Source organism: Chromohalobacter sp., assembly GCF_039830575.1.
GTDB classification, from domain to species: Bacteria; Pseudomonadota; Gammaproteobacteria; order Pseudomonadales; family Halomonadaceae; genus Chromohalobacter; species Chromohalobacter israelensis.
Genome location: NZ_JBDOOX010000014.1, coordinates 86297 through 101898, shown reverse-complemented (window position 1 = coordinate 101898; position 15602 = coordinate 86297). Strand labels below are relative to the sequence as shown.

Annotated in this window: 15 protein-coding genes; 6 read left to right on the top strand and 9 right to left on the bottom strand. The window is 64.4% G+C overall.

Annotated elements, in window-relative coordinates; translation table 11 throughout:
* Nucleotides 1–6: 6 nt before the first annotated feature.
* Genes ABGX75_RS14340 through galB form a run of 5 tightly spaced genes read right to left on the bottom strand, consistent with a single transcriptional unit; the run spans nucleotide 7 to nucleotide 3749 of the window.
* Nucleotides 7–462, bottom strand: coding sequence for a nuclear transport factor 2 family protein (locus ABGX75_RS14340; RefSeq protein WP_110060844.1), 456 nt, complete (start codon nucleotides 460–462; stop codon nucleotides 7–9).
* Nucleotides 459–1172, bottom strand: a complete 714-nt coding sequence (locus ABGX75_RS14335; RefSeq protein ID WP_011505635.1) for an alpha/beta fold hydrolase — start codon at nucleotides 1170–1172, stop codon at nucleotides 459–461. Before ABGX75_RS14335 ends, ABGX75_RS14340 begins: the two co-directional genes overlap by 4 nt.
* Nucleotides 1169–2281 (bottom strand): 4-oxalomesaconate tautomerase, encoded by a 1113-nt coding sequence (locus tag ABGX75_RS14330; protein ID WP_110060843.1) that lies wholly within the window; start codon nucleotides 2279–2281, stop codon nucleotides 1169–1171. Before ABGX75_RS14330 ends, ABGX75_RS14335 begins: the two co-directional genes overlap by 4 nt.
* Complete coding sequence (locus ABGX75_RS14325; protein WP_110060842.1) at nucleotides 2278–3012, bottom strand: 4-carboxy-4-hydroxy-2-oxoadipate aldolase/oxaloacetate decarboxylase; 735 nt, start codon at nucleotides 3010–3012, stop codon at nucleotides 2278–2280. The genes ABGX75_RS14330 and ABGX75_RS14325 overlap by 4 nt, the downstream gene beginning before the upstream one ends.
* Complete coding sequence (gene galB / locus ABGX75_RS14320) at nucleotides 3009–3749, bottom strand: 4-oxalmesaconate hydratase (RefSeq protein ID WP_011505638.1); 741 nt, start codon at nucleotides 3747–3749, stop codon at nucleotides 3009–3011. Before galB ends, ABGX75_RS14325 begins: the two co-directional genes overlap by 4 nt.
* A gap of 204 nt (nucleotides 3750–3953) precedes the next feature.
* On the opposite strand from galB, the gene ABGX75_RS14315 reads away from it, so the two are divergent.
* From ABGX75_RS14315 to fdhA, 5 genes are all read left to right on the top strand, one after another.
* Nucleotides 3954–5207, top strand: a complete 1254-nt coding sequence (locus tag ABGX75_RS14315; protein WP_110060841.1) for a LysR family transcriptional regulator — start codon at nucleotides 3954–3956, stop codon at nucleotides 5205–5207.
* Between the two features lie 160 nt (nucleotides 5208–5367).
* Nucleotides 5368–6363 carry a TRAP transporter substrate-binding protein gene (locus ABGX75_RS14310; RefSeq protein WP_179152589.1) on the top strand — a complete coding sequence of 332 codons (996 nt, stop codon included), beginning with the start codon at nucleotides 5368–5370 and terminating at the stop codon, nucleotides 6361–6363.
* Nucleotides 6364–6370: 7 nt separating this feature from the next.
* Nucleotides 6371–6898, top strand: a complete 528-nt coding sequence (locus ABGX75_RS14305) for a TRAP transporter small permease (RefSeq protein WP_011505641.1) — start codon at nucleotides 6371–6373, stop codon at nucleotides 6896–6898.
* Nucleotides 6895–8199, top strand: coding sequence for a TRAP transporter large permease (locus ABGX75_RS14300; protein WP_011505642.1), 1305 nt, complete (start codon nucleotides 6895–6897; stop codon nucleotides 8197–8199). Before ABGX75_RS14305 ends, ABGX75_RS14300 begins: the two co-directional genes overlap by 4 nt.
* Nucleotides 8200–8282: 83 nt before the next feature.
* Nucleotides 8283–9470, top strand: coding sequence for a formaldehyde dehydrogenase, glutathione-independent (fdhA, locus tag ABGX75_RS14295; protein ID WP_011505643.1), 1188 nt, complete (start codon nucleotides 8283–8285; stop codon nucleotides 9468–9470).
* A gap of 112 nt (nucleotides 9471–9582) precedes the next feature.
* Here fdhA and ABGX75_RS14290 read toward each other — a convergent pair whose 3' ends face one another.
* Nucleotides 9583–10695: a Rieske 2Fe-2S domain-containing protein gene (locus ABGX75_RS14290; RefSeq protein ID WP_110060839.1), complete on the bottom strand. Its 1113-nt coding sequence runs from the start codon at nucleotides 10693–10695 to the stop codon at nucleotides 9583–9585.
* Nucleotides 10696–10726: 31 nt separating this feature from the next.
* The gene (locus tag ABGX75_RS14285; RefSeq protein WP_110060838.1) at nucleotides 10727–11698 is read right to left on the bottom strand and encodes a PDR/VanB family oxidoreductase; all 972 of its coding nucleotides are present in this window, start codon (nucleotides 11696–11698) and stop codon (nucleotides 10727–10729) included.
* Nucleotides 11699–11835: 137 nt separating this feature from the next.
* Here ABGX75_RS14285 and ABGX75_RS14280 point away from each other — a divergent pair, with 137 nt between their 5' ends.
* Nucleotides 11836–13068, top strand: a complete 1233-nt coding sequence (locus tag ABGX75_RS14280; RefSeq protein WP_110060837.1) for a LysR family transcriptional regulator — start codon at nucleotides 11836–11838, stop codon at nucleotides 13066–13068.
* Nucleotides 13069–13180: 112 nt separating this feature from the next.
* On the opposite strand, the gene ABGX75_RS14275 is transcribed toward ABGX75_RS14280, so the two are convergent.
* Nucleotides 13181–14785 (bottom strand): FAD-dependent oxidoreductase, encoded by a 1605-nt coding sequence (locus ABGX75_RS14275; RefSeq protein ID WP_110060836.1) that lies wholly within the window; start codon nucleotides 14783–14785, stop codon nucleotides 13181–13183.
* Nucleotides 14782–15600, bottom strand: coding sequence for an IclR family transcriptional regulator C-terminal domain-containing protein (locus ABGX75_RS14270; RefSeq protein ID WP_110060993.1), 819 nt, complete (start codon nucleotides 15598–15600; stop codon nucleotides 14782–14784). The genes ABGX75_RS14275 and ABGX75_RS14270 overlap by 4 nt, the downstream gene beginning before the upstream one ends.
* Between the last annotated feature and the right edge of the window lie 2 nt (nucleotides 15601–15602).

Below are 15602 nucleotides of genomic sequence, written 5' to 3'. Positions count from 1 at the left end.
ATGGCGTCAGCCATCGCGATGCATGACGAAACGTGCGTGGCGCTCGGCAAAGCGCCAGGCACCCTGATCGAGGACGCACAGGTCGTCGAATTCACCGATCATGGTGCGCCCCGCCAACGGCCAGCCGAAGTGGCCGTCCGGCGCGTGCTGGGTATCGGCGGCGAAGACTTGCACGTAGGTGCTGATCCGCGCGCGCTCGGCGCTTTCCACCTGGACACGGATGTTGCTGCAGAAATGCCGCGTGATGCGCTGTGCCGGGCGTGCCTGGTAGCTTGCCAGGATCGCGTCGCGCCCGGCGAGCGGTTCCTCGGGAGCGGTGGGCCGAAACAGCTGGCCGTCCGGCGTGAAAAGCGCCACGAGGCCGGCATAGTCCTGACGGTCGGTGGCGGCGGCGGCATCGAGGACCAGGCGGGTGCAGGCCTGTTCGATGGCCGCTCGGGCTTCGTGGGACAAGGCGGTCATGCGTGGTTTCTCCAGTGGTCGAGCGCCCGGGCGACGGCGGCGGGGCGCTCCATGGGACTCATGTGGCCGGCCTCCTCGATGACCTCGAGACGGCTGCCGGGAATCAGCCCCGCCATTTCCTCGTGGCGTTCCAGCGGACTCCAGGCATCCTGGCGTCCGCACAGCAGCAGGGTCGGGCAGGCGATGCCGGCCAGTTGCTCGGTAGCGTCCGGACGGGCCAGCAGCGCGTCGATCTGGGCGGCGAAGGTGTCGGGATCCTTGCGCTCGATCATCGCCAGGATCGCCTCGACGAGTGTTTCGTCGTCGAGCCGTTCGGGGTGCACCATGCCTTGCAGCCAGGTGCCGCCCATCGCGCGCATCCCGTCCTGGCGGGCCTTGGCCAGCAGCGCGTGACGGTTTTCGCGTTCGCGCTGGCCCGCTTCTCCCGCCGCCCGACCGCGGAAGCCGGTATCCAGCAGCGCCAGGCCCGCGAGACGCTGCGGTGCGCGTCGCTGGATCTCGAGGGCGACGCGGCCACCCATGGAATGGCCCACCGCGATGAAGCGCTCGGGCGCGTCTTGCAAGGCAATGTCGGCCATGGCACCGATGGAATCGGCCATGCCGTAGTCGGGCGTGGGCAGCGTAGGGGCGACGAGATGTTCGCGCACCTCGGTCCAGACGGCGTCGTCGCACAGCAGGCCCGGCAGCGGCAATAGCGGTACGGATGTCATGAAGCGGCTCCGTTGGAGTGGGCCGCGGTGTCGCCATTCCAGACGGCACGCGGCACATGCAAGTGGCCTTCGAAGAGCAGTCGGGCGGTGCGCAGCAGTCCCGCGCGGACGATCTCGCCGTCCGCGTCACGGGTCAACTCGACGGTGAACTCGCCGGTCGGGTGCTCGATCGACAGGCGCTGTGTCGGTCCCTCGTTCAGCACCGCCAGCCCGTCGGCCACGGTGCCCGGTACCAGGCAGCTGCTGGCCACGCTGACCGCACCGAGTACGCCGATGGCCTCGTGGCAGCGATGCGGAATGAACGAGCGCGTGGCGAGGCTGCCTCCATGCCGAGGCGCGGCGATCAGGGTCATCTTGGGCACGGTGCGTTCGCTGACGTCGCCCAGATTCATGCGCGGCCCCACCGCCAGGCGGATGCGTTCGAGGCGTTCACGCAGCGCGGTATTGGCCTCCAGGTCGGCGCAGCTTTCGTGACCGCTGACGCCGAGATCTTCGGCACGCAGCAGGACCACCGGCATGCCGTTGTCGAGACAGGTCACGTCGATGCCCTCGACGGTGTCGCGGGGGTGGTCGGTGGGCAGCAGGGCGCCACAGCTCGAGCCGGCGGTATCCTGGAATTCGACGATCAAGGGGGCGGCGCTGCCCGGCACGCCGGAAATCTGGGCGTCGCCGGCGTACGCGACGCTACCGCCGGGGGTCGGGACATGGATGATCGCCACCTGGCCGGTGTTGACCATGTGCACGCGTACCGGCGTCGTGCCGTCGCATGCCGTCACCCAGCCGCGCTCGATGGCGAAGGGGCCGACGCCGGCGAGGATGTTGCCGCAGTTCTGGCCATAGTCGACGCGCGGGGCGTCGACGACGACCTGGGCGAAAAGATAATCCACATCCACGTCGTCCCGGGTCGGGCGGTCGACGATTGCGACCTTGCTGGTCAGCGAGGTCGCCCCGCCCAGGCCGTCGATCTGACGCGCATCGGGCGAGCCCATCGCGGCGAGCAATACCGCATCGCGCCGGGCGGTGTCGCGGGGGAGGTCCTCGGCGAGGAAGTACAGCCCCTTCGAGGTGCCGCCGCGCATCTGCAGACACGGGATGCGCGTCTGGCTCATGACGAGGACTCCATGGCACGTGCCAGCGCCTGCGGGTCGTCGTAATAGGTCAGCCCCTTGTCGGCCAGTCGCTGGCGCATGTCGTAGATGTCGAGGCCCAGTTCGCCATTGGCCAGGCGCACGCGCTTGTCTTCCTCGGCGGCGGCGCGCTTGCGGCTGGCGGCGACCACGCCGTCGGCCTCGTCGCGACGCACCACGACCACGCCGTCGTCGTCGGCGACGATGATATCGCCGGGGTTGACCCACTGGCCGGCGCAGACGACGGGAATGTTCACCGAGCCCAGGGTCTCCTTGACGGTGCCCTGGGCATGCACGGCGCGCGACCAGACGGCGAAGCCCATTTCGCGCAGGATGCGAGTGTCGCGCACGCCGCCGTCGAGGACCAGGCCGCGCACGCCGCGGGCCTGCAGCGAGGTGGCCAGCAGATCGCCGAAATAGCCGTCGACGCAGGGCGAGCGCGTGGCCACCACGAGGATGTCGCCGGGCTGGCACTGCTCCACGGCGACGTGGAACATCCAGTTGTCGCCGGGCGAGACCAGCACGGTCACCGCCGAGCCGCTGATGCCGCGATCCTGCTGAATGGGGCGGATCGCGGGGTCGAGCAGTCCCTTGCGGCCCTGGGCTTCATGCACGGTGGCGACGCCCTCTTCGCCGAGGGCATCGATGTGTTCGCGCTTGGCCCGGGGAATGTCGCGTACGACGATACCGGGCGTTTCCAGCGAGGTCGTCATGCCAGATTCTCCGTGACGCGGGGAAAGATGCTTTGATAGCCCTCGGCATACTGGATGTTCTTGTTCGCGGTGATGCCGATGTTGCGCTTGGCCTGCACGCCACGCTGCAGGGCGACGCGGGTGTAGTATTCCCACAGGTGTTCCTGGCCGGCCATGCACTGAATCGCGCGGTACTTGTCGTCCCACACCTCGGTGATGTCGAGCAGCACGTCGGGGCGCCACTGGCATTGCTCCGGCTGGTGCGGCTCGAAGCAGTAGACGGGCGGGGCGCCGACGATGGTCTCGCCGGGATTGTGGCCTTCCGCCTGGGCGATGATGCGGGCTTCCTGGGCGAGGTCGGTGGCGAGCGGGTGATCGTAGTTGTAGGGATCCTTGAGCGAATGCGTGAGCACGAACTCGGGCTGCACGCGGCGATAGACCTCGACGAGCCGGAACAGCGTTTCCTTGTCGGCGCGCATGGGGTAGTCGCCGATATCGAAGAACTCGACGCTGGCCCCCAAGGCCGCGGCGGCGGCTTCGGCTTCCTCGCGGCGGGCCGCCTTGACCTTTTCCTCGCTCATGTTGCCCTGGCGCCACAGCTTGGCGGATTCGCCCCGTTCGCCGAACGACAGGCAGACGATATGCATGGCATAGCCCTGCCGGGCGTGCAGGGCGATGGCGCCACCGGCCCGCCATACGAAATCCGCCGAGTGTGCGCTGACCACCAGGCCAGCGGGAGAAGAAGACGCGACAGTCATGAGCGATAACCTACCGTTGAAGACGATGGTTTCATCCTGTCAGCTTGCCCGAAACGCGAATAATGTTTTTCGCTGGCGTCAATATGCGTTTTGCTTATGCGCCGATCCCCGCCACGGCGCGGATGGCCATGCTCCCTTTATGGCATATCGCGCGGCGCCGCCATGCGGCATGCTGGACGCAGATTCATGTCGAAGAGGTCAGCCATGACCGAACTGCATCGCGAGGCATTCGATTACGCACCCAACATGCGGCGCTTGCGTGCGGTCATCGCCGTGGCCGAGGCGGGCAGCGTGATGCGGGCGGCCGAGGCATTGCATCTGTCGCAACCCGCCGTGACACGGGCGGTGCGTGACCTGGAAAAGGAGCTCGGCCTGGCGCTGTTCGAGCGCCATCGCAGCGGCATGTTATGCACCACGGCGGGGAAGATAGTCCTGCATCGCTTCCGGCGTGCCTTGCAGCAGTTGATCGAGGCCGAGACCGCGCTGGCACGTCTGCACCCCGAGGGCAATTTCGAGCGCCTCCCGCAGCGCTTGTCGCATCGTCAGTTGACGGTGCTGGTGGCCGTCGCCGACCTGCATAACGAGCCCCTGGCGGCCAAACGCCTGGGACTGACCCAGCCGGCGGTCAGCGGCAATCTGCGCGACCTGGAACGCCTGCTGGGCATCGCGCTGTTCCTGCGCACGCAACGCGGCATGCTGGCCACCGATGGCGGTGCGGTGCTGATTCGTCATGCCAAGATGGCCTTGCGCGAGCTGTCCCTGGTCAGCGATGACCTCTCCGCCTGGCAGGGCGAGGTGCGGGGTCGCGTGGTGATCGGTACCTTGCCGCTTTCCAGCTCGCTACTGGTGCCGCATGCCGTGGATGCCTTGTTGCGTGAATTGCCGGGCCTGAACGTGACGATCATCGAGGGCACCTACGACGCCCTGTTCGAGTCGCTGCGTCATGGCGAGATCGATATCCTCATCGGTGCGCTGCGCCAGGCGGGTACCAGCGAGGACACGCATCAGCAGCGTCTCTTCCATGATCGCCTCGCCGTCGCGGCACGCCACGGTCATCCCCTGATGAAGCACGCCGCGCTGCAATTGAGCGATCTGCTCGATGCGCAATGGATCGCCCCCCGGCAGGGCACGCCGGCGCGCGTGAGTTTCGAGCAGGAGTTTCGCAGTGCCGGCCTGCAACCGCCTTCGGTCGTGGTGGAGTCCGGCAATCTCAGCACGATTCGCACCCTGCTGCTCGACAGCGACCGCGTGACGCTGGTCTCGCCCCATCAGGTGTTCTTCGAAGTCCAGAGCGGCCAGCTGGCGCTGCTTCCCATCAAGCTGACGGGCACGCTCCGCCCGATCGGCATCACCACACGTGCCGACGACTCCCCGACCCAGGCCTTGAAAGTCCTCAAGGACATCTTGCTGACGCTTGGGGAGCGCATGGCCGACCCCTCCTCGTCTACCCGGGCGTGACCGGGATAGCAAAAACGTATACCCAAGCACGCGATTTGAATTTGTTGCCGTGACTGAGGGCCGGGTACGGTGCTTTCAGGCTCCGTTTCTTTATGCATCCTCGTGGGAAACCGGAGAATAAAATAAGACGAAAGTTTAATAAAAGTCGGGAGACGCCGGAATGAAAACGTTAAAAAGCCGTGCCCTATTAACCCTGACCGCTGGCGTGGCACTGGCCGCCAATGCCGGCGTGAGCGCCGCTGAAACCTTGAAGCTTGCACACTTCGTATCGCCGGCACATGTCGTCAACAGTGCCGTCGTTTATCCCCTCAAGGAGGGTGTCGAGAAGCAGACGAACGGAGAGCTGGAAATCAAGGTTTATCCGGGAGGCGAGCTGGGTTCCGGCCCCACGGAACAATACCCGCGCGTGCTGCAAGGGGTGGCGGACATCGTCTGGGGATTGCCGGGGTACACCTCGTCGCAATTCAAGAAATCGATGGTCGTGGAAATGCCCGGTGCCATTCCCGACGACATGCATGGCTACGACATGCTCTGGAATGCCTATGAAGGCCAGTTGAAGAGTGAGTTTCCCGGCACCAAGCCGCTGGCGCTCTGGGTCAGCGAGCCGAACATTTTCATCATGAAAGATGAAGAAATCCGCACGCCCGAAGATCTCGAAGGACTCAAGATTCGTGTCTCGGGAGAAATGACGGCGGCACTGATCGATGCCTACGGCGGCACGCCCGTGCAAATGCCCGCCGGCGAGATTTACAACTCGCTGCAAACCGGTCTCATCGATGGCCTGGTGACCGGCGCCAGTGCCGTCAACGACTTCAAGCTCGATGAAGTGGCCAATGTCTATTCGGTGGGAGCTCCCCTGGGCCACATCATGTTTTATCTGGCCATGAACCAGAACAAATACGACAGCCTTTCCGCCGAATTCCAGCAAGCCATCGACGACAACAGTGGCGAAAAACTCTCCCGCAGCGGAGAACAAGGCTGGAATGCGCGTGCCAACGAAACCCTGAAGGCCATTCGCGAGGATGCCGACAACGAGGTGATCGAGCTTGACCCGGAAGAAATCGCCGCGTTCGAGCGCATTGCTGATGACTTCCGCGAGCAGCGTCTGGCGGAAAAGGGCACCAATGACGTGCTAGACGCCATGCGTGGGGAGTGAATTCCCGATGAGTCGCTTTCGCACGCGGGTGACCCGCACGCTGGATGGGCTGGTGAACCTGTCCAGCATCCTCGGCACCCTGGCGCTGATCTTTGCAGTATCGGTGACCTTGATCGATGTCACGGGGCGCCTGTTCGGCGCCCCCTTGCCGGGCGGTCAGGACCTGTCGCAAATGACCATGGTCATCATCGTGTTCGGTGGCATGGCCCTCTGTGACCGGCAGGGCGGCAACATCGCCGTGGATATCTTCGAAGACAAGTTTCCCGCGCGGATGAATCGTTGGCTGGATATGGCGGGCTGGGTCCTGGGGTGTGCCATCTTCACGGCGATCGGCTACACGATGCTCGGCGCGGCGGAAATGTCGAAGCTGCTCAACCTGAGCACCAACATCATCGCGATCCCCAAGGCACCGTTCCAATACATCGTGGCGTTCTTTGCCTTCTTGACGGCACTTTCCATGCTGGCGCGCATCGTTTCGACGTCATTGACGTCATCCCACCGGCACGCGTCTTTGCAAAAGGAAGAGGACTTATGAGTACCGAGCTGGTGGGTGCCCTGGGCATCCTGGCGCTGTTGGCGCTTCTGGTACTGCGAATTCCCGTGGCCTTCGCGATCTTCGTGGTGGGCTTCGGGGGAATCACCGTGCTCGACAGCCTCAATTCCGCCTTGAGCCTGTTGGCCAGCGAAACCTTTACCATCGCCTCGAACGCCGAGCTGATCGTCATTCCCTTGTTCATCTTGATGGGCAATATCGCCACCGAGGCGGGCATGAGCCGCAAGCTTTATGATGCTGCCTATGCGCTCATCGGCTCGGTGCGGGGCGGTCTGGCGTCGGCCACGGTGGTGGGGTGTGCCGGCTTCGCCGCGCTCTGCGGCTCCTCCGTGGCGTCGGCACTGACCATGGGACGCGTCTCGCTGAGCGAGATGGAGCGTTTCAACTACAGCGCCAAGCTGTCCACGGGCTCGGTGGCGGCCGGGGGGACGCTGGGGATCCTCATTCCTCCTTCCACCGGCTTCGTGATCTACGCCATCTTGACGCAGCAGTCCATCGGCCGCCTGTTCCTGGCGGGCGTGTTGCCCGGGATCATGCTGTGTCTGCTGTTCGTGCTCCTGATCATGCTGCTGGCCACCATCAAGCCGGTTCTCGCGCCCTCCGGTCCCAAGACGTCATGGCGCGAGAAGCAGCAGGGGCTGCTGGGCGCGATGCCGATCCTGATCATCATCCTGCTGACGATCGGCGGCATTTACTCGGGCATCTTCTCTCCCGTGGAAGCCGCCGCCGTGGGCGCCGGCCTGACGATCCTGTTCGGTGCCGCCATGCGCAAGCTGACCCTGGCTTCCTTCTGGCGGGCGGCACAAAGCTCCATCACCACCACGGCGACCGTGATGCTGATTCTGATCGCCGCGCACATGCTCAACCCCTTTCTGGCCTTGAGCCATATCCCGCAGGCCCTGGGCGATTTCCTGATGGCCCTGGATATCGGGCCGTATGGCGTCCTGCTGTTGATACTGGCCTGCTACCTGGTGCTGGGCTGCTTCCTGGAAGGGTTCGCGATGCTGGTGCTGACCATGCCGATCTTCTTCCCGGTCATCACCCAGTTGGGTTTCGATCCCATCTGGTTCGGCGTGCTGGTGGTACTGACACTGGAAATGGGGCTCATCAGCCCGCCGGTGGGCGTGAACGTCTTCATCGTCAAGTCCGTGGCACCCAACGTGCCGCTGCGCGACATCTTCAAGGGTGTCATGCCGTTCTGGCTGGTGATGATCGCGGCCATCGGGCTGTTGATCGTCTTTCCCGATATCGTGCTGTTTCTTCCCGATACGATGATGGACTAGGTGCCATGCGTCAGGTGGGCGCCGGTCCCGCTATGCCGATACCGGGTGCGGTATCGGCCCATTCTCAGCAGGAGAGGTCGAAGATGGCTAATAATCGTGGTGTCGTCTATACCGGGCCCGGCAAGGTCGAGGTTCAGGACATTGCTTACCCCAAGATGCAAGCGCCCAGTGGCAAGGCCATTGAACATGGGGTGATCCTCAAGGTGGTTTCCACCAATATCTGCGGTTCCGACCAGCACATGGTGCGTGGCCGCACGACGGCGCCGGCGGGCATGGTGCTGGGTCACGAGATCACCGGCGAGGTCATCGAGAAGGGCAAGGACGTCGAGTTTCTCGACATCGGGGACCTGGTCTCGGTGCCGTTCAACGTCGCGTGCGGCCGCTGCCGGACCTGCAAGGAAGGCCACACCGGGCTGTGTCTGCACGTCAACGACGAGCGTGCCGGCGGGGCGTACGGCTACGTCGACATGGGCGGCTGGGTCGGTGGCCAGGCGCACTATGTCATGGTGCCGTATGCCGACTTCAACTTGCTCAAGTTTCCGGATCGCGATCAGGCGATGGACAGGATCCGCGACCTGACGATGTTGAGCGATATCCTGCCGACCGGCTTCCATGGTGCCTTGAATGCCAAGGTAGGCGCGGGCTCGACGGTCTATGTGGCAGGGGCCGGCCCGGTCGGGCTTGCCGCGGCGGCATCGGCGCACCTGCTGGGGGCCGCGGTGGTCATGATCGGGGACTTCAACCAGCAGCGCCTGGAACACGCCCGCAAGATGGGCTTCGAACCCATCGACTTGAGCCGTCACGATCGCCTGGGCGAGATGATCGCCGCCGTGGTGGGCGAACCGAAGGTCGACAGTGCCATCGACGCCGTGGGCTTCGAGGCCGTGGGCCATGGCGGCAAGGAACAGCCGGCGGTGGTGCTCAACCAGATGATGGAAGTGACCCGCGAAGCCGGCTCGATCGGCATCCCCGGGCTCTATGTCACCGAGGATCCCGGTGCCGCCGAGAAAGCGGCCCAGAGCGGCAATCTCAGCCTGCGCTTCGGCCTGGGCTGGGCCAAGGGACATTCCTTCCATACCGGGCAGACGCCGGTGGTGCAATACAATCGCCAGTTGATGCAGGCGATCCTGCACGGGCGACTCAATATCGCCGAGATCGTCAACGCCCAGGTCATTTCCCTGGAAGATGCACCGCAGGGCTATCAGCAGTTCGACTCCGGCGTGGCCAGCAAATTCGTGCTGGATCCGCATGGGCTGCTTGGCGCGGCGTGACGATGCCGATCTGAAAATCGCCAGGGTGAATACGAAAAGGACTGGGTAGCGGCTACCCAGTCCTTTCGGCGACGCTCGGCAATAGATGGTGTTTTGCCGACGAGGTGATGTGTCAACCGCGCTCCGACATCGCCAGGCGGTGCATGATTCGCCGGGCCATCAGGCCGGGTTTGTCGGGCGCGAAGCTCAACTCGAATTGCTGGGCTTCGTTGTCGGTCAGCACGACGTCCATGATCCATTCCAGCGCTTCCACGTCCTCGTAATAGGCTTGCATGCTGGCCTCGTACATGAAGGCATCGATGTCGGTGTCGTCGATGCCATAGTCGCGAGAATTGAACCACCAGTAGTGGATGGAATGGTTGGACTCGGGCGTGAAGCAATGCGTGATGTAGTAGCCATAAACCGAGGGCTTTCCGGGCTCCGGCTGTGGATCGAAGATCCTGGCGTGGGCCATGTGAACGGCAGGAGAGACGAAGCGTGCCTCGGAGGTGCGGTCGACGTTCTTGTGCATGATATCGGCCGGTTTTCCGTAAATGCCCGGAGGCGGCGCGTTGTCCAGTCGACGATGAATCAGCACCTGATCGCCCTCGGTGGTGGCGTTCATGCTGGCCCGCGCGTACTCGGGGGTGCCCACCGTGCCTGGATGCAGGAAGGGAAAGTGGGTCTGGTCGATGAGGTTTTCATGCATCGAGACATAGTCGGCCTTGATATGAAAGTCGCCGGTCACGCTGCCCCACTCGGAGGAGGCCAGCCAGGGCAGTTCGGGAATCAGTGCCTCGTCGGCGAGGTTGGCATCGCCCATCCAGATCCAGGTCAACGGGCCGCGGTCGGCGATGGGGTAGGTCTGCACGCAGGCATTGGCGGGCACATGGGAGATCGCGGGCAGGTGCGCGCAAAGCCCGTCGGGCTCGAATTGCATGCCGTGATACCCGCACACCAGCCGGTCGCCCTCCACGTGGCCCTTCGCCAGCGGAAAGGCACGGTGAGGGCAGCGGTTGTGCATGGCCACCGGGCGGCCGTCCCGGGTGCGATACATGACGACGTCCGTATCGAGCAGGCGGCGTGAGATGGGCGTGCGACCCACTTCGTCGCGCCGTGCGCACACATACCAGCAGTTGCGAATCAAGGGCGTGGCATGGTTGGCGAACTGGCCCTCTCCCTCCATGGGCATGGCGTCGAAAATGGCTTCTTCATCGAGCGGTATCGCTTGATTGGCATGGGGCATGACGATGGCCTCCTTTATTGCTTTTTGTCATCTAGAGATCGAGCTCGATCGACGTCGAGCGAGGACGGGAGCAGCACAGGGCGATTTGCCGGTTGCCGCGTTTCTGGTCGGCAGAGAGAAAGCGGTCGCGATGGTCGATATCGCCTTCGACGTTGCTGACCGGCGTGATGCACAGACCGCATTCTCCGCGCCGACAGTCCGAGAAGGTCTCGACACCGGCCGTTTCGAGTGCCTCCAGCAGGGTGTGGCCGGGCGAGACGTGAACGCTCGTCCCCCGGGTATGCACCGTGACGGCTTGATCTTCTTCCTTGTGGGCGGGGTTGAAGACTTCATGACGCACGCGCGCCGCCGGCCATCCCAGCCGTCGTGCCGCCTGGCGGGTGCCCTCGATCAACGCCGGGGGGCCGCATACGTACGCCGTGGTATCGGCGGGCTGACGGGCGAGCAATGCCTCAAGGTCCGGTCGGCCACGGGATGATGTCGCGTCGTGCACGGTGACGGCGTCGCCGCCCAACGCCTCGACGTCCTCGACATAGGCCATGGCGGCACGGCTGCGGCCGATGTAGAGCATGCGAACCTCGCGACGGCGCATCACGCAGGCGCGCAGCATGGGCAGAATCGCGGTGATGCCGATACCGCCCGCGATGAGTAGAACGGGGCCTTCATCGGCGGTCAGCCGAAAGGGGCTGAGGGCGGGGGATACCAGCACAGAGGTGCCCGGGGTGACATGCCGATGGATGTAATCGGACCCTCGGCGGCGGTTCTCGCGCTGTACGGCAATGCGCCAGAAAGGCTCGTGGGAACTGGTGAGGTCGAGTGGACCGACAAGCGAATAATGCCGCAAGAATCGTCCATCCTTGCCGCCAAAGCGAAGCTCGACATGCGCACCGGCACGGGGGGCGGGCAACGCGGTTCCATCGGCCTTGCCCAGCGTGATTTCGCAGATGCGCTCGGTCAGCGGTCGACGCTCGAGAACCACTGCGGCTTGATGTTGGCCATGCATGTTGTTGCCTCTTTTGGCTGCCGATCCACGTCGTCTTTCTTGACGTTAGGGGAAAAAGGAGAGGGCGTCTCATGCGGAAATGAAATAGCGCTTTGCATCTTTGATATAGTCAACATCGGCTGCCAAGAGTCTTGATAATGTCGCATGACACGGTATCGCCAGGTCTTTCCCTTCGTGAAATTCGTGCCATCCTGGCGGTGGCCGAGCAGCGGGGGTTTTCATCGGCTGCGCGAAGACTGAACATCAGCCAAAGCAGTCTGTCGCGTACCATTCATCGGGCCGAATCAGTACTGGCAATCCGCCTGTTTCAGCGCGGCTGGGGCGGGGCGGAACCGACGCCGGAAGGGGAAATCGTCCGCCAGCATTGCACGCAGGTGATGGCCGAGTTGCTGCACGAGCGTGATGCGTTGATGGCGGCGGGGTTGACCCGATTGCCGCTGCCGCTGGATTTGCGCTGGCGCGATCTGGCATGCGTGGCGGCGGTAGTGCACTCGGGCAAGACGACAACGGCGGCCAAGTGGTTGCGGACGTCCCAGTCGAGCGTCAGCCGTACTCTGGGCGCCATCTCGGTCAGGCTGGGGAGCCCGTTGTTCCAGCGCTCGGGAGAGGGACTGCGTGCCGAGCCTCTGGCGGAGAGGCTCGTGGCGTTGCGCGATCGCATGTGCGCCCGGATGCAACCGCTGCAGGAGCGCCTGGGACATCTGGCCGGCGAGGTGACGGGGCGCCTGGCGGTGGGAATGACACCGTTCTGCGAGCAGGAACGCGTTGCCCAGGCCTTCGGCAACTTGCTGGTGGCGTATCCTCAACTGCGCCTGTCGGCCGTGACCGGCAGCTACGTCATGCTGACGGATGCCCTGCGCCGCGGGGAAATCGACCTGGTTGTCGGCTTGTTGCGCGAACTCGGGGAGGACGATGAGCTGGCCGAGCTGCCGCTGGCGGAAGAGGCCATTACGGTGCTGGCACGCTCGGATCACCCTTGCGCCGTGCGATCCGTGTCGATGGAAGATCTGGCACGTCAAACCTGGATCGTGGCGCCGGCGGGGACGCCGATACGGGCCTATTTCGAGCGGCTTTTCCTGGGCATGGGGAAGACGCCGCCGGTGCAGACCTGCGAGATCGTGACCTTCCATCTCGCTGAAAGCATGGTACGCGAGAGTCAGAGCCTGGCGTTATTGCTGTATTCGCCGCGCAAGGTACGCGAACTGCCGCCGGGGCTCGTGCGCGTGCCGGTGACGTTGCCGGACAACCGGCGACACATCGGCGTGACCTATCGGCGCGACGCGGGGCTGAGCTTCACGCAGCGGCAGTTCATCGATGGCCTGGCCAAACGGTTCGCGTCCGATGACGACGCCGAGGGGAATGCACCCTAGGGACGCATGACAGGAAACCGCATGGGGTTTCCTGCCATCCGTGGCGCGTTCTTCACGACCTTCACGGCGTTTACGTCAGGACGCCTCGCTCACGGTCGAGCGTTCACGACCCTCAGGCGCCGACGGCCAGTTTCAGGATGCCGGCCGTGTCGAGATCATCGGGCAGTCTATCGCCGGCCCAGGCCACGAACTGGTCGGGACGCACGAGAATGAGCGATGCGCCGTAGTCGGCCGTTTCATCCTCCTTTCCCGGGGCAGCGCTTTCGATGACCGTCAAGGGAATATGCAATCGGGCCGCGTCCTCGGCCAAACGTGCCGCGGCGCTGGCTTGTCCGAGTGCGATCAGCGAGAACCCCGGGCCGAGCCGGTCGTGGGTCGTGCCACCTTCGGGAAGCGCCCGTGGCGCGAGGTGATACCCCGGCCGGGCGGTGAAGCTATGTGCTCCCTTCGCGCTGGCGGCGCCGTCCCGAGGGCCGGCCACGATGCGAGATCCACGGTAGTTGGGCTGGAAGTCGCCGACTTCGTTGACTGCGCCACGCGCACGAGCGGACCAGACGGCCTCGAAGGCGGCCGGGTCCGTGGCCGGATCATGGCTGGCCAGAAACTCGCGGTCGGTCTCGATGGACTTCTCGATGAAGTCCTTGGCGGTGGACCAGAAGACCGGCCGGCGCTCGGCATCGTAGGACGACAGCAGCTCGGGGCCGCCCCAGCCCTGGAGGCGCGCGGTGAGTTTCCAGCCGAGGTTGCGGGCATCCTCGAAGCCGGTGTTGATGCCGTAACCGCCATAGGGAGGATGGTTATGCGCCGCGTCCCCGGCGATGAAGGTGCGCCCACTGCCGTAACTGTCGGCGATGGCAACGCGACAATCCCAGAATCCACGATGACGGATATGCATGTCGATGGATTGGCCGACGGCGCGTTCGACGTACCCCTGGAAGTCGAAGGTCTCCGGATCTTCGCCGTCGGGCACCGGCGCATGGAAGAAAAACTCGCCTTCCAGGTCGACGCGCCCGAAGAACAGCCAGTAGCCCTGGAGATCCGGGTGCAGGACATTGAAAAAGCTCTTGCCGGGATGCTTGTCCAGCAGGGCGCGATGCAGCGTATCGGACTGGAAGACCAGCAGGACCATCAAGCGGTCGTGGTCGAAGACGGTCTGGGTCAGGCCGGCGGATTCGCGTACCACCGAGCGGCTGCCATCCGCGCCGACCGCATAGGCGGCGCGGAACGTCGCCTCCGTACCGTCGGTGCGGTCGTGAACCATGACGCTCACGCCTTCCGCATCCTCGCGAACATCACGGACTTCCCGGCGGGTCAGCAGCGTCACGCTGTCCAGAGAGGCCGCCCGGGCGCGCAGGACGTCCTCGGTGGCATATTGCGGTAGCCGCTCGTTGTCGGCGCCGTAATAGGCGTGGACGAGTTCGCGCTTCATCCAGTCGTAATGATAGTCCCCCAGCAGCGTGCCGTAGCTGGTCAATCCGCCGATCCCGAAACCGGCCGGCACGGTGCGGGCCGCGCGCAGTTCGGACTCAGCGCCCCAGGCGCGAAAATGCTCCATCGTTCGTTGCGTCAGGTTCTGTCCCTTGGGCACTCGCTGCGGCGACGGATGTTTTTCGATCACCAGAACGTCGATGCCGCGCTGGCCCAGCTCGATTGCCAGCCCCATGCCGACGGGGCCGCCCCCTGAAATGATGACATCCGCATCTTGTTGATTTTTCATCGGTCTTTAACTTCCTCTTGTGGGGGGAGGTGGGTGTGGTCCGTGCCGGTATGTCGGGACTGTCGCAGCGTCACGGTGATGCTGTTGGCGGCGGCGGGCACGGCCTGCGTGATCAGGGTGCGCAACTCATGGGGACAGTCTTCCTGGCGCATGGTCATGCACAGCGCACCGGCGGGTTCTGCGGCTTCGTCGAAGATCGGCGAAGCGACGCCGACCACACCGGGAGTGACCTCGCCGAACGCGATGGCGTAGCCGTTGCGCCGCACCGAACGCAGCGCCGAGGCTTGCTCGGCGATATAGGCCTTGCGGGCGTCTTCGGGTCCCTCGGGCGCGAAGGATTCGATGATCTTGCGTGCCTTGCGGGATTGCAGGTGGGCGAGGATCGTGCGTGCGATGGCCCCACGGTTCATGGGCATGACGCGACCGCGGGGGTAGCTGCTGAGCGGGGCTTCAAGCGACGTCTCAGAGTGCATGCAGAGGAGCCGGTTGCGGTACCAGCGCACGAGAAAGGCGGTACAGGCGTACTGCTCGGTCAGTTGTGCGACGACGGGGCGTCCGATGGCGACAAGACGGTCGGATAACCGCAGGAGGTGATCCATCTCGACGACCTTGGGGCCGAGCGTATAGATGCCATGCCCGTTGGAGGCGAGCATGCCGGCATCGGTGAGGACCTTGAGATAGCGGTACAGCGTCGGACGTGGATAACCGAGCTCGGTCATCATGTCGTCCGACGACCACTCCGGCCGTGTTTCGGTGAAAATGTCGAGGATCGACATCAGCCGCGTAAGGCTTGATGAGGAGCTTCCTTCGGCCACCA